We start from the raw sequence: 13,099 nt of genomic DNA, 5'->3' as shown, positions 1-13,099 counted from the left end.
GGTCGGCGGAATCGTTCGGGGTGGGCCGCGTAGTAGGTCTGCTGGGTGGTGTGGCGTTGTTCCCAGAGTTGACGCCAGCTGCCGTTATGGACGTCGTTGGGTGAGAACAAGGCGATGCCGGAGTGCTTGTGGTTCTGGTTGTACCAGGGCACATACCAGGCCATGTAGGCGCGAGCATCCTCGATGGTCTCGAAGACACCGGGGTAGTTCGGCCGGTATTTCATGGTGCGGAACTCCGATTCGGAGAACGGGTTGTCGTTGCTGACCCGCGGCCGGTTGTGGGTCGAGGTGATCCCCAGGTCGGCGAGCAGTTTTTTGAGTGCGTTTGAGCGCATCGCCGGCCCGGAATCGGCGTGCACCCCAGCGGGTTGGCCGTGTTCGGCGAAGGCGGTCTTGAACATGTCGACCGCGAGATCATCGACTTCGCGGTCCTCGACGCGCCAGCCGACGAGTTTGCGTGAGTAGATGTCGATGATCGAGTACGCCTTGAATGACACACCCCGCCACGGTGTGCGCAGATCGGTGATATCCCAGCTCCACACCTGCCCGGGCGCGGTGGCCTGCAGCACCGGGGCAGGCCGCATCGGGGTGCCGCCGCGAGCCCGAGTGGGTGCGACCGGACGGTCGGACTGATCGTCGATATCGGCGGCGATACGCCACCACGTGCGGCGCGAGGCGAGCATGATCCCGGCATCCCAGGCATTGGCGAAGGCGTGATCGACCGAGACCCCGTCTGTCCAGCCCGCACCGATCAACTCCTGAATCGCCGCGCGGTCAGCCTCGGGAATCCGGGACCGATAGGCGCGGGCCTTGTGCGGGATCGGATCCACCACACGTTGGCGCGGATGGTGGCGGTAATGCCACGTCGAGCGGGCCACACCCGCAATCGACAACGCGCTGCGCTGCGAGCCGGTCACCGCGGTCAGCTCGGCGACGAGCTGGTTTTCGGCGGTCAGGAATCGGATGGATCGGTCGTCGTCGGGGTATCGGCGGGCTCGTGCTCGCTCATCGCGTGCAAAAGCCCGATAGCTTTTCCCAACGCATCATTGGTCTCTTCCAACTCACGGATCCGCGCGGTGAGCCGGTCGACCTCGAGCTCATGGGCGGTTAGCTCGGCGGCCCGCGTGCGCGCAGCCGCGGCCCGTCTACCTGGGGGCAGCGTCACAGGACCACCTTGCCGCGGGATCAGCCCCCTGTCGAGATCACCGTCAAATACCGCGTCTCGCCACCGCCTCATCTGCCAGTGCCCGATCCCGCGCGCGGCCAACCACCCACCTTTGCGGCCATGCGCTAGACCCTGATACTCGAACACCAACTCGCGGATCTCCGCCACCGTGAACCCTGCACTGATCGACACCAACCCACCCCTTCACCCGAATGCGAACCAACTGACTCACAACCAGGCTGGCAAAGAGGGATAGCCCCGCAAATCGGCAGTTTGGGGAATTTACGCGTCGATTTCAGCAGCCACCGGCACGCCACCCTCAGGTGATCAGCTCGAAATCCACGCCCAACCGGTCGTAGGTCTTAACTGCGCGCAGGTCGCGGGTCAACAAGGTTGCCCCGGCGGCGCGCGGTCAATCCGACCACCGCGTCGTAGGTGGCGCCGCCGGCGAGATCGTGCTCGGTCCCTTCGTGCCAGTCGCGAATCCCGCCACCAGGACGCTGGTGTCCGGCGCCACACCGCCGTACGCGCTCGAGCGTTTCCCGAACGATGTCGTCGGTCAACGGAGGCAGCGGGCGCCCCGGACGCGCGACGAGAACGGAGCCGTCCCGGACCAGTTCGACATCGGTTGGCGCGGGTTCGATCTCGATACGCCCGTCGCGCTCGGTGATCTCCACCTCCTCGTTGCCCCGCAAGCCCAGGCGGTCGCGAATCCGCTTGGGAATCACCAGCCGTCCCGACGGATCGATGGTAGTCCGCATAGCACGGGTTTTACCGTCGCGGCATTACCGCAGCGTGGAGCGCTAAGTGCGCCTGTACCCTTGCCAACCCGGACCGACATTTACTAGGATATGCAAGTATTCTGGGCGTTGCCCTCCACACGCGAACTTCACGGGATAAGTCATGACGACACAGATTGCGCACTTCATCGACGGTCAGCGCACCGCGGGCCAATCGCAGCGCACCGCCGATGTGCTCAACCCGAGCACCGGCCAGGTTCAAGCGACGGTGCCGATGGGCTCGGCCGCCGACGTCGACGCGGCGGTGGCCTCGGCCGCCGAGGCCCAGAAGGGCTGGGCGGCCACCAATCCGCAGCGCCGCGCCCGGGTGATGATGCGGTTCATCGAGCTGGTCAACGCCAACATGGATGAGCTGGCCGAGTTGCTGTCGCGCGAGCACGGCAAGACGGTGGCCGACGCCCGCGGCGACATTCAGCGCGGCATCGAGGTCGTCGAGTTCTGCGTCGGGATCCCGCATCTGCTCAAGGGCGAATACACCGAGGGCGCCGGACCCGGCATCGACGTGTACTCGCTGCGGCAGCCGCTGGGCGTGGTCGCCGGCATCACCCCGTTCAACTTCCCGGCGATGATCCCGCTGTGGAAGGCCGGCCCGGCGCTGGCGTGCGGAAACGCGTTCATTCTCAAGCCGTCCGAGCGGGACCCGTCGGTGCCGGTGCGGCTGGCCGAACTGTTTATCCAGGCCGGTCTGCCGCCGGGGGTGTTCCAGGTGGTGCACGGCGACAAGGAGGCCGTCGACGCGATCTTGCACCACCCCGACATCGCCGCGGTCGGGTTCGTCGGCAGCTCCGACATCGCGCAGTACATCTACGCCACCGCCGCCGCCAACGGCAAACGCGCCCAATGCTTTGGCGGCGCCAAAAACCACATGATCGTGATGCCCGACGCCGATCTGGATCAGGCCGTCGACGCGTTGATCGGCGCCGGCTACGGCAGCGCCGGGGAACGCTGCATGGCCATCAGCGTGGCGGTGCCGGTCGGCGAGCAGACCGCCGACCGGCTGCGGGCCCGGCTGGTGGAGCGGATCAACAACCTGCGGGTGGGTCACAGCCTGGACCCCAAGGCCGACTACGGGCCGCTGGTCACCGCGGCCGCGCTGGCCCGGGTCCGCGACTACATCGGGCAGGGGGTAGCCGCCGGCGCCGAGCTGGTGGTCGACGGCCGCGAGCGGGCCAGCAACGACCTGACCTTCGGTGAGGAGAGCCTGGAGAGCGGCTTTTTCATCGGGCCCACCCTGTTCGACCGGGTCACCACCGACATGTCGATCTACACCGACGAAATCTTCGGGCCGGTGCTGTGCATCGTGCGCGCGGCCGATTACGAAGAGGCGCTGCGGCTGCCGTCCGAACACGAGTACGGCAACGGGGTGGCGATCTTCACCCGGGACGGCGACAGCGCCCGCGACTTCACCGCCCGGGTGCAGGCCGGCATGGTCGGGGTCAACGTGCCCATCCCGGTCCCGGTGGCCTACCACACCTTCGGCGGCTGGAAACGCTCCGGGTTCGGCGACCTCAACCAGCACGGTCCGGCCGCGATCCAGTTCTACACCAAGGTCAAGACCGTCACCCAGCGCTGGCCGTCCGGCATCAAGGACGGTGCCGAATTCCACATCCCCACCATGGAATAGGGCCGGCATGCGATTCTTCGAGATGGACGACGACGAACGGGTGATCACCGAAACGGCCGCCGCGTTCGCCGGCAAGCGGCTCGCCCCGCATGCCCTGGAGTGGGACGCCACCCACCACTTCCCCACCGACGTGCTGCGCGAGGCGGCCGGGCTCGGGATGGCGGCGATCTACTGCCGCGAGGACGTCGGCGGGTCCGGGTTGCGCCGCCTAGACGGGGTGCGCATCTTCGAGCAACTCGCCACCGGTGATCCGGTGACGGCCGCCTATTTGTCCATCCACAACATGTGCGCGTGGATGATCGACAGCTTCGGCACCGAGGAACAGCGCAAGACCTGGCTGCCGCGGCTGGCGTCGATGGAGCTGATCGCCAGCTACTGTTTGACCGAGCCCGGCGCCGGCTCGGACGCGGCCGCGCTGGCCACCCGGGCGGTCAAGCAGGGCGGCGACTACGTGCTCGACGGGGTCAAACAGTTCATCTCCGGGGCCGGCGCCTCCGACGTGTATGTGGTGATGGCCCGCACCGGCGCCGACGGCCCGCGCGGCATCTCCACGTTCATCGTCGAAAAGGACACCCCGGGGCTGAGTTTCGGTGCCGCCGAGGACAAGATGGGCTGGAACGCCCAACCCACCGCGCAGGTCATCTTCGACGGGGTGCGGGTGCCGGCCGAGGCCATGCTGGGCGGGCCCGACGGCGAGGGCGCCGGCTTCGGCATCGCCATGCAGGGCCTCAACGGCGGCCGGCTCAACATCGCGGCGTGTTCGCTGGGCGGCGCGCAGGCGGCGTTCGACAAGGCGGCCGGTTATCTGGCCGACCGGGAGGCGTTCGGGTCGGCGCTGCTCGACGAGCCCACCATCCGGTTCGCCCTGGCCGATATGGCCACCGCGCTGGAAACCTCGCGAATGTTGTTGTGGCGGGCCGCGTCCGCGCTGGACGACGACGCCGACGACAAGGTCGAGCTGTGCGCGATGGCCAAACGCTACGTCACCGACGCGTGTTACGACGTCGCCGACAAGGCCCTGCAGCTGCACGGCGGCTACGGCTACCTGCGCGAGTATGGTCTGGAAAAGATCGTCCGCGACCTGCGGGTGCATCGCATCCTGGAAGGCACCAACGAGATCATGCGGGTGGTGATCGGCCGCGCCGAGGCCGCGCGGGTCCGCGCCACCGGCTAGGAAGGCCAGCAGTGTCGACTATCGCGTTTCTGGGGCTGGGCCATATGGGCGGCCCGATGTCGGCCAACCTGATCGCCGGCGGCCACACCGTGCGCGGCTACGACCCGGTGCCGGCCGCCGCGGCCGCCGCCGCCGACCACGGCGCCGCGGTCTTCGACAGTGCCGCCGCCGCGGTGGCCGAGGCCGACGCGGTGATCACCATGTTGCCCAACGGTGGGATCGTCAAGGCCTGCTACGCCGAGATCCTGCCGGCCGCCCGACCCGGCACCCTGTTCATCGACAGCTCCACCATCTCCGTCGACGACGCCCGCGCGGTGCACGCGCTGGCCGGTGAGCACGGTTTCGCCCAGGTCGACGCCCCGGTGTCCGGCGGGGTGCCCGGCGCGGCCGCCGGCACGCTGGCCTTCATGGTGGGCGGCGAGGAGGCGGCCTTCACCCGGGCCCGCCCGGTGCTAGAACCCATGGCCGGCAAGATCATTCACTGCGGCGACGCGGGCACCGGCCAGGCCGCCAAGATCTGCAACAACATGGTGTTGGCGATCCAGCAAATCGCCGTCGGCGAGGCGTTCGTGCTGGCCGACAAGCTGGGGTTGTCCGCGCAGGCGCTGTTCGACGTGATCACCGGCGCCACCGGCAACTGCTGGGCGGTGCACACCAACTGCCCGGTGCCCGGCCCGGTGCCCACCTCACCGGCCAACCATGATTTCAAACCGGGGTTCGCCACCGCGCTGATGAACAAGGACCTCGGTCTGGCGATGGACGCGGTGGCCTCCACCGGGTCGGCGGCGCCGCTGGGCAGCCACGCCGCCGAGATCTATGCGGCGTTCGCCGCCGAGCACGCCGACGAAGATTTCAGCGCGGTGATCACGACGCTGCGCGGCAGCTGAGCCGGGCGACCCCCCACCGTCGGCACAGCTCGCGGCAGCCGTCGACCAGCAGCCCGTCGTAGCCGTCGCGGACCTGCACCGCGCCCGGGAACGCCGTGTCGGCGGACCCCGGGCCGGTGACCACCACCGTCGCCAGGTCGGCGGCCGCCGCGGTGCGCAACCCGCGGGCCGAGCCCGCCACCGCCAGCGCGCTCTCGGCACCGATGCCCAGCTCCCACAGCGCCAGCCGGTACAGCTCGGCGTTCGAGGCGGGCTGGGTCAGGTCGTCGGCGCTGACGATGGTCTCCGCCAGCCCCTCCCCGAGCAGATGCCGGGCCTGGGGCTGGGCCACGTCGCGGCTGTCGGTGCTGATCACCGCGACCCACACCCCGGCCACGAACAGGCTCATCACCAGGTCATCGAGCCCGGACCGGGGGACGCGGTCGCCGTCGCGGTCGAGCTCGCCAAGCGCCTCGGCGTCGAAGAGCACCGCACGCAGCGGGCTGAGGTCGGCGTCGAGCGGACGCGCCCGGTCCCACCAAAACGTGCGCGCGGGTCGGGTCCGCCGTGATGTGAGGTACATAACAGCAGGGTGCCGGGACCCGGCCGGTCCTGCCTCCCCCTAATGGGGGGTCTGCGCGGGTGAACCGGGCCGCCGCGGCGATCGCCGGCCGGGCGCCACCAGGCCTTACAGTGTTGCCATGACCCACCCCGGGGATCCGGTGCGCCTTGTCCTCGTCGACGACCACGAAATGGTCATCGAGGGGCTCAAGGCGATGCTGACCGCGTTCCGGGACCGGGTGCAGGTGGTGGGGCAGGCGATCGGTGCGGACAACGCGCTGGGGGTGATCGCCGACCTGGACCCCGACGTGGTGCTGTGCGACGTGCGGATGCAGGGCGCCAGCGGCCTGGATTTGTGCCAGGCGCTGCGGGAACGCGACCCGGACCGCAAGGTGGTCATGCTCAGCGTGTACGACGACGAGCAGTACCTGTTTCAGGCGTTGCGGGTCGGGGCCCGCGGCTACCTGTTGAAGAGCATCAGCAGCGACGATTTGGTCCGCCAGATCGAGTTGGCGCACCGCGGCGAAACCGTGATCGACCCGGGCATGGCGGCCCGGGCGGCCGACACCGCGGCCCGGTTGCAGCGCGACGAGTTTTGGCCCGGCGCGCGGCAGGGGCTGACCCAACGGGAAAGCGAAATCCTGTCCTACATGGTGTCCGGGCTGTCCAACCGCGGGATCGCCACCAAGCTGGTGATCGGCGAGGAGACCGTCAAAAGCCACCTGCGGTCCATCTACCGCAAACTCGGGGTCAGCGACCGGACCGGGGCGGTGGCCACCGCGCTGCGCGAAGGGATCTACCAGTGAGCGCGCGGCGCCGGTCCAACGCGGTGCGCGACTTCGTCGACGCCGACCACGAACTGGTGTTGCTGCGCGAACTCATCCAGGCCGCCTCCAGCGGGCCCGGCGTCGAGCCGCTGGCCGCCGCCGCGGCCCGGATCATCACCGCGGCCACCGGCACCGACGTCTGCTTCGTGCACGTGCTCGACGACACCGACCGCTCGCTGACGCTGGCCGGGGCCACCCCGCCGTTCGACGGCCAGGTCGGCAAGATCCGGTTGCCGCTGGGTTCCGGGGTGTCCGGGTGGGTGGCGCGGCACCGCGAGCCGGTGGTGATCACCGACGACAAGGAGGCCGATCCGCGGTATCTGCCGATCCAGTCGCTGCGCGGGCGGGACTTCACCTCGATGGTGTCGGTGCCGATGGAAACCGATCCCGGCGGACTGGTCGGCGTGCTCAACGTGCACACCGTCGAGCGGCGCGAGTTCAGCGCCGGTGACGTCGAATTGCTGTGCGTGATCGGGCGGTTGATCGCCGGCGCCATGCATCAGGCCCGGCTGCATCGGCAGCTGGTGGCCCGCGAACGCGCCCACGAGTTGTTCGTCGAACAGGTGATCGAGGCCCAGGAGATCGAGCGCCGGCGGCTGGCCGGCGACATTCACGACGGGATTTCGCAACGGCTGATCACCCTGTCGTATCGGCTCGACGCGGCCGCCCGGGCGGTCGGCGACGACCCCGCCGAGGCCTCCCAGCAGCTCGACGAGGCCCGCGAGCTGGTCCGGTTGACGTTGGCCGAGGCCCGCGCGGCGATCAGCGGGCTGCGTCCGCCGGTGCTCGACGACCTCGGTTTGGCCGGCGGGCTGGCCAGCCTGGCCCGCTCCATTCCGCAGCTGAACCTGGAGTTGGAGCTGGCCGACATCCGATTGCCCGAGCACATCGAGCTGGCGCTGTATCGGATCGCGCAGGAGTGCCTGCAAAACGTCGTCAAGCACGCCGAGGCCAGCGTCGCGCGGCTGCGGTTCGGGGTGGAGGAGAACGTGGCGCGCCTCGAAATCATCGACGACGGCGTGGGTTTCGACACGTTCGAGAACCCGCTGGGCGGCGACGAGATGGGCGGCTACGGCGTGCTGTCGATGGCCGAGCGCGCCGAGCTGGTCGGCGGCCGGCTCAACATCCGGTCCCGCCCCGGCGCCGGCACCGCCGTCACCGCCACCATCCCGCTGTCCTCCCCCTCCGCGCGAGCGTGCGTGTCCCTGGCCTACGCGCCGAGGTAATTCCCGGATCTGCGCACGCTCGGCGCGGCCGGCGGCGCGCACCTCAGCCGGGCGCCCGATCCCGCTCGAGGGCCGCCACCACGTCGTCGCAGGCCTCCCGGACCATCGCCAGCCGCTCGGGGCCCAGCACGTCGACGAACACCTTGCGCACCCGGGCGGCGTTGGGCGGCGCCGCGGCCTCGATGGCGGCGCGGCCGGCGTCGGTGAGGACGATCTCCGGGTAGCGGGCGCCGCAGGCCTCCCGGCGGACCAGGCCGCGTTTTTCCATCCGGCTCAGGTGATGGGACAGTCGGCTCTTCTCCCACTCCGTCATCTCGCCCAACTCGAAGGCGCGCATCCGCCCGTCCGGGGCCTCCGACAGGTTGACCAGGACCTCGAAGTCGGACGCCGACAGGCCGAAGTCGCGCTGCAGGTGCCGCTCCAGGTGGCGTTCCAGCCGCTGGCTCATCGCGATGTAGCTGCGCCACGCCCGCTGCTCGTCGGCGCTGAGCCACGGTTCGTCGGTCATGCGCCCCAGCCTAGCCGATTGGGTTGACATATCAACCCAGCCGAGTATTGTTTCGGTTGTAGGTTGATACATCAACTCAAATGCCGAGTTAAGGAGACCGCTGTGACCGAACAGAAACTGATCGCCGTCGTCGGCGCCACCGGGTCGCAGGGCGGTGGCCTGGTCCGGGCGATCCTGGCCGACCCCGATCGCGAGTTCGCGGTGCGGGCGTTGACCCGCAGCGCGCGGTCGGCCAAGGCGCAGGAGCTGGCGGCCGCCGGAGCCCAGGTGGTCGAGGCCGACCTGGACGACGCAGCCAGCGTGCGCGCGGCGTTCGACGGCGCGCACGGCGCCTACATCGTCACCAACTACTGGGCGCCGCGCAGCCCGGACGACGAGGCCCGGCGCAGCCGCGCCGAGATGGAACTCGCCCAGGCCGAGAACGCGGCCCGCGCGGCCCGCGACGCCGGTGTCGCGCACGTGATTTGGTCGACGCTGGAGGATACCCGCGACGTCCTCGGCGACGAGGTGCCCACCGTGGAAGGGCGCTACAAGGTGCCGCACTTCGACGCCAAGGCCGAGGCCGACGCGTTGTTCGTGCGCTACGGCGTCCCGACGACGTTGCTGCGCACCACGTTCTACTTCGACAACGTCGCCGGCGGGATGGGCTTGGCGCGCGACGCGGACGGCGCCCCGGCGCTGACGCTGCCGCTGGCCGACCAACCGTTGTCGGGGATCGCGGTGGAGGACATCGGCAAGACCGCGTTCGGGGTCTTCAAACGCGGCCCGGAGCTCATCGGTACCACGGTCAGCATCGCCGGCGACCATCTCACCGGTGACCAGTACGCGGCGGCGTTGACCGCGGCGCTCGGCGAACCGGTCGGCTACCGGCCGCTCGGTTGGGACGAGTACCGGGCGTTGGGCTTTCCCGGTGCGGTGGAGATGGGCAACATGTTCCAGTACTACGCGCAGAACGCCGCACGGTTCACCGCCGACCGCGATCTGGCCCGGGTGCGGGAGTTGAATCCCGAGTTGCAGTCGTTCCGCGACTGGTTGGCGGCGCACCGCGACGACATCACCGTGCCGTGACGGTCGCGCGCGAGCGTTAGAAGATCGATCCGACCAGCATTTCGGGGACCAGTCCCGCCAGTAGCGCGACGGGCTCGCCGACCGCGGCCACTGGGTTGCCCGCGGCCAGCTCGTTCTCGAAGAGTTCTCCGATCATGTTGGGAATGGTGGTGAATAGTGCGCTGGCCATATCGATCGGCGGGATGCCGGTGTGGGTCAACGACACCTCGCTGAACCCCTGGATGAACCAGTTCTCGATGCCGCTGAGTTCGGCGGTGAGGAAGTGGAAGAAATCGCTCGGGTCGTTGAGATCCCCGGCCTTTTCGAGCGTACCCAGAATCGGCCCCAGCACATCCGTCATCGTCTCGGGCGAAACCAGCTGGTAGTTGGCCGGATTCAGTACATCCTTCAGCGCGTCCTGAACGCCTTGGTGCAGGCCGTTCAGCAGCGCCTGCGGCACCTGATCCAGCACACTCTGGGGCGGCAGGAAGCCCATCGCGGTGGCCACGTCGGCGTCCCCCGGCGACCACCCGTTGGTGATGCTGCCGTAGCCCAGGTTCACCAGCACCCTCAGGTCCGGTTGCAGCAGGTCGGCCAGCGGATTGCCCACGACCGGGACCAGTCGCAGCGGGTCCAGCAGCGGCAGGCTCGCGGACGGGATGATGTAGTAATCGGTCAGGGAGCCCGCCGATACCGGCAGCTGCACGGCGTCGTGGATCTGCTCGGGGGTGAGGCCCTCGTAGGCGATGTGGTTGAAAGCCATGCCGAAGTACGCGTTGAGGTCGGACAAGAAATTGATCGGGTACCGCGGGAAGTCGGCGACGCCGTCGTACTCCATGTTGTAGACGTCGGCCGGGTAAAGATCGGACGGTGTCGGGTGACCGAACGTGAGGCCCAGGCTCGGCACCGTGACCGGATCGGTTCCGTTCGGGACGTCGAAGCGTTCCAACAACCCCCCGTTCGGCGTATTGGGATCACCGAGGATGACGAAGTGCACGTCGTCGCTGGGCACCCCCTGAGCCGCCAGCGCCGACATCGCCCCCGAGGCCACCGTGGAACCCTGCGACCAGCCGGTGATCACGATGGGGTTGGCGGGATCCACGCCGCCGGCGGCGATTCGGCTGTCGACCGCGTCCACGACGTTCTGCACCCCCTGCGACACCGACCGGTCGTAGGTCTCACTGAACGGGAAGGTGAACGGGTACAGCGACTCCGGCGTGGTGACCGCCTGCAGGGTGCCGGTGAAACCGCGGGGCTGCAGGTACAGCGCGTCGTAGGCGTTCATCCAGCCTTGACTGGGTGTCGGGATGCCACTGGCGCCGACCATCAACGCGGCGCCGTCGCCGAGCGGTGTGTCCGCCGTGTCGGCGTCTAGGCCGGTGAGCAACACCCCGCGGGTCTGCCCACTAAGCCCAGACGGCGGCACCGGCGCGACGGCGATCAGGCCGGCGCCGGCCATGGCGATGCTCGTGGTGATGACGCTGCGTAACACCTGGCTCATCGCCGCTGTCCCGCATCGAAGCGGAACGCCGAGTTCAGCATTGACGTCGGCGCCGGCAGGCCGATACCGCCGTTGCCCACCACCGTCAGCCATCACCACCTCCCAGGCGCCGCATCCGGATGTGGCGCACATCACACGCCGCGGCATAAGCTACATCTGGGTATCCGATACGTCAACATATCGGTTTGGTGGGACGCTTCCTGGGTTTCCGTCCGGACGTGCTGAGCCGCCGATCGTCTTGGGACCGCCCCGCGCACATCGAGTGTGAATCCTGGGCTTCGACCGTGAATCGTGGGCGAGAAAATCGCGAAACTTCCGCCCTGCGTGCACACTCGACGCCGTCCGTGCACACTCGACGCCGCGGGGTGACCGTCGCTGCGCGAGCGTGCGCAGATCCGGTGATTTGCCCGGCGTGTCGACCGGGGACACGCACGCTCGCGCGGGAAATCAGAAGTCGCCGGCGTGCTGGCGCAGGGTGTCGATCGACGACGCCAACGCCCGCGACTCGGCCGGCGACATCCCGATGTCGGCGAACACCTGCTCGTTGAGGGTGACGGTGGCGTCCTCGACGGTGGAGCGGCCCAGCTCGGTGATCTGCACCAGCGTGGTGCGCCCGTCGGTGGGGTGCGGCAGCCGCTGCACCAAACCGTGGGCCTCCAACCGGCGGATCGCGTGGGTGACGCTGGTGACGTGCACCTGCAGCCGGTCGGAGGCCTTGGTGATCGGCAGCGCGCCGGTGCGGCTGAACGCCAGCAGCCGCAGCAGCTCGAAGCGGGAGAAGCTCAGGTCGTAGGGCCGCAGCGCGGCCTCCACCCGGGCCAGCAGGATCTGGTGGGCCCGCATCACCGAGGTCACCGCGACCATGCCGTCGGCGACCTCGCCCCAGCCGGCGCGTTCCCAGTTGGCCCGCGCCGCGGCGATCGGGTCCCGGTCGTCGGAAGAGGCCACGCCCTTTCTTACCGCACTTGGCGATCACTTCCGGTGCTATCGGACCGCCGATTTTCCCACCGCGGCCAGCACCGCCCGACTCGAGGCCCGGTTGCCGACCGTGATCCGCACCCCGCCGGTGGCGTAGTAGCGGGCCCGGACCCCGGCGCCCTCGAGCACCTCCCGCCACGGCGTCCCGGCCGGCGGCAGGTAGACGAAGTTGGCGTGCCCGTCGGTGGCGTAGACACCCAGGGCCCGCAGCCGTCGGCACAGGTAGTCGCGTTCCCCGGTGATGCGCAGAACCCGTTGCCGCAACTGGTCTTCGGCGTCATAGGAGGCGGCCACCGCCACCGCGGCGGTGACCGGCATGCCGAACGGCAGCTGCATCGTCCACAGCGCCCGGGCCAGCTCGGACGAGCCGAAGCCGTACCCGATGCGCAGCCCGGCCAGCCCGTAGGCTTTGGAGAAGGTCCGGACCACAACCACATTCGGGAACCGCCGCACCAGCGCCGGGCCGGGGATGCGGTGTTGGGCGGCGACGAACTCGATGTAGGCCTCGTCGAGCAGCACGACGGTGTCGTCGGGCACCCGCCGCAGGAAGCGCTGCACCTCGACGATCGGCTCCACCGCCCCGGTCGGGTTGTGCGGCCGACACAGCACCACCACCCGGGCCCGTTGCGCGGCGTCGGCCATCGCCGGCAGGTCGTGGTGGCCGCGGCGGTCCAGCGGAACCGGGACCGACACCAGCCGGGCCAACTGGGTGAAGATCGGGTACCCGTCGAAGGTGGGATAGCTCAGCACAATCCGATCCCCCGGCCGGGTGAGCCCGTGCAGCACCTGCATCACCACCCCGGTCGCCCCCGCCCCCAGCAC

At 69.3% G+C, this 13,099-nt stretch carries 13 protein-coding genes and 2 pseudogenes; 6 read left to right on the top strand and 9 right to left on the bottom strand.

Annotated features, from left to right (window positions below):
- From BKN37_RS21245 to BKN37_RS28680, 4 genes and pseudogenes are all read right to left on the bottom strand, one after another.
- The coding region (locus BKN37_RS21245) for a DDE-type integrase/transposase/recombinase (RefSeq protein WP_131823666.1) at positions 1-917 on the bottom strand (917 nt) is incomplete at its 3' end.
- Between the two features lie 35 nt (positions 918-952).
- On the bottom strand, positions 953-1,357 hold the full coding sequence (locus BKN37_RS21240) for a hypothetical protein (RefSeq protein ID WP_071028937.1): 405 nt from the start codon (positions 1,355-1,357) through the stop codon (positions 953-955).
- A 127-nt stretch (positions 1,358-1,484) separates the two neighbouring features.
- Positions 1,485-1,626, bottom strand: a pseudogene (locus tag BKN37_RS28685) (type II toxin-antitoxin system VapC family toxin); the annotation flags it as partial.
- A gap of 57 nt (positions 1,627-1,683) precedes the next feature.
- Positions 1,684-1,926, bottom strand: a pseudogene (locus BKN37_RS28680) (AbrB/MazE/SpoVT family DNA-binding domain-containing protein); the annotation flags it as partial.
- Positions 1,927-2,068: 142 nt separating this feature from the next.
- Between BKN37_RS28680 and BKN37_RS21230 the strand changes: the two are divergent.
- Genes BKN37_RS21230 through mmsB form a run of 3 tightly spaced genes read left to right on the top strand, consistent with a single transcriptional unit; the run spans position 2,069 to position 5,650 of the window.
- Entirely contained in the window at positions 2,069-3,589 is a 1,521-nt protein-coding gene (locus BKN37_RS21230; protein ID WP_071028936.1) for a CoA-acylating methylmalonate-semialdehyde dehydrogenase, read from the top strand.
- 7 nt (positions 3,590-3,596) lie between these two features.
- Positions 3,597-4,763: an acyl-CoA dehydrogenase family protein gene (locus BKN37_RS21225; protein WP_071028935.1), complete on the top strand. Its 1,167-nt coding sequence runs from the start codon at positions 3,597-3,599 to the stop codon at positions 4,761-4,763.
- Positions 4,764-4,774: 11 nt separating this feature from the next.
- The gene (mmsB, locus tag BKN37_RS21220) at positions 4,775-5,650 is read left to right on the top strand and encodes a 3-hydroxyisobutyrate dehydrogenase (RefSeq protein WP_083341946.1); all 876 of its coding nucleotides are present in this window, start codon (positions 4,775-4,777) and stop codon (positions 5,648-5,650) included.
- Here mmsB and BKN37_RS21215 read toward each other — a convergent pair.
- Positions 5,628-6,212, bottom strand: coding sequence for an HAD family hydrolase (locus BKN37_RS21215; RefSeq protein WP_071028933.1), 585 nt, complete (start codon positions 6,210-6,212; stop codon positions 5,628-5,630). The genes mmsB and BKN37_RS21215 overlap by 23 nt on opposite strands.
- Before the next feature lie 118 nt (positions 6,213-6,330).
- Here BKN37_RS21215 and BKN37_RS21210 point away from each other — a divergent pair, with 118 nt between their 5' ends.
- The gene (locus BKN37_RS21210) at positions 6,331-6,996 is read left to right on the top strand and encodes a response regulator (RefSeq protein ID WP_071028932.1); all 666 of its coding nucleotides are present in this window, start codon (positions 6,331-6,333) and stop codon (positions 6,994-6,996) included.
- On the top strand, positions 6,993-8,243 hold the full coding sequence (locus tag BKN37_RS21205) for a GAF domain-containing sensor histidine kinase (RefSeq protein WP_071028931.1): 1,251 nt from the start codon (positions 6,993-6,995) through the stop codon (positions 8,241-8,243). The genes BKN37_RS21210 and BKN37_RS21205 overlap by 4 nt, the downstream gene beginning before the upstream one ends.
- A gap of 43 nt (positions 8,244-8,286) precedes the next feature.
- On the opposite strand, the gene BKN37_RS21200 is transcribed toward BKN37_RS21205, so the two are convergent.
- Entirely contained in the window at positions 8,287-8,751 is a 465-nt protein-coding gene (locus BKN37_RS21200; protein WP_071028930.1) for a MarR family winged helix-turn-helix transcriptional regulator, read from the bottom strand.
- A gap of 102 nt (positions 8,752-8,853) precedes the next feature.
- On the opposite strand from BKN37_RS21200, the gene BKN37_RS21195 reads away from it, so the two are divergent.
- Complete coding sequence (locus BKN37_RS21195; RefSeq protein ID WP_071028929.1) at positions 8,854-9,819, top strand: NmrA/HSCARG family protein; 966 nt, start codon at positions 8,854-8,856, stop codon at positions 9,817-9,819.
- 16 nt (positions 9,820-9,835) lie between these two features.
- Here BKN37_RS21195 and BKN37_RS21190 read toward each other — a convergent pair whose 3' ends face one another.
- The 3 genes from BKN37_RS21190 to BKN37_RS21180 form a co-directional block, all read right to left on the bottom strand.
- Positions 9,836-11,299: a PE-PPE domain-containing protein gene (locus BKN37_RS21190; protein WP_071028928.1), complete on the bottom strand. Its 1,464-nt coding sequence runs from the start codon at positions 11,297-11,299 to the stop codon at positions 9,836-9,838.
- A 447-nt stretch (positions 11,300-11,746) separates the two neighbouring features.
- Complete coding sequence (locus tag BKN37_RS21185) at positions 11,747-12,247, bottom strand: MarR family transcriptional regulator (protein WP_071028927.1); 501 nt, start codon at positions 12,245-12,247, stop codon at positions 11,747-11,749.
- Between the two features lie 36 nt (positions 12,248-12,283).
- A partial coding sequence (locus tag BKN37_RS21180) for a pyridoxal phosphate-dependent aminotransferase (RefSeq protein ID WP_071028926.1) occupies positions 12,284-13,099 on the bottom strand: 816 nt, incomplete at its 5' end.

It is taken from the genome of Mycobacterium talmoniae (assembly GCF_001854525.1).
GTDB lineage: Bacteria > Actinomycetota > Actinomycetes > Mycobacteriales > Mycobacteriaceae > Mycobacterium > Mycobacterium talmoniae.
This window is presented reverse-complemented; position numbering and strand designations above follow the sequence as displayed.

Excerpts from the sequence above, each read along its gene's own strand:
- BKN37_RS21230 (WP_071028936.1), top strand. The coding sequence starts at position 2,069 with ATGACGACACAGATTGCGCACTTCATCGACGGTCAGCGCACCGCGGGC.
- BKN37_RS21225 (WP_071028935.1), top strand. The coding sequence starts at position 3,597 with ATGCGATTCTTCGAGATGGACGACGACGAACGGGTGATCACCGAAACG.
- BKN37_RS21215 (WP_071028933.1), bottom strand. The coding sequence starts at position 6,212 with ATGTACCTCACATCACGGCGGACCCGACCCGCGCGCACGTTTTGGTGG.
- BKN37_RS21210 (WP_071028932.1), top strand. The coding sequence starts at position 6,331 with ATGACCCACCCCGGGGATCCGGTGCGCCTTGTCCTCGTCGACGACCAC.
- BKN37_RS21200 (WP_071028930.1), bottom strand. The coding sequence starts at position 8,751 with ATGACCGACGAACCGTGGCTCAGCGCCGACGAGCAGCGGGCGTGGCGC.
- BKN37_RS21190 (WP_071028928.1), bottom strand. The coding sequence starts at position 11,299 with ATGAGCCAGGTGTTACGCAGCGTCATCACCACGAGCATCGCCATGGCC.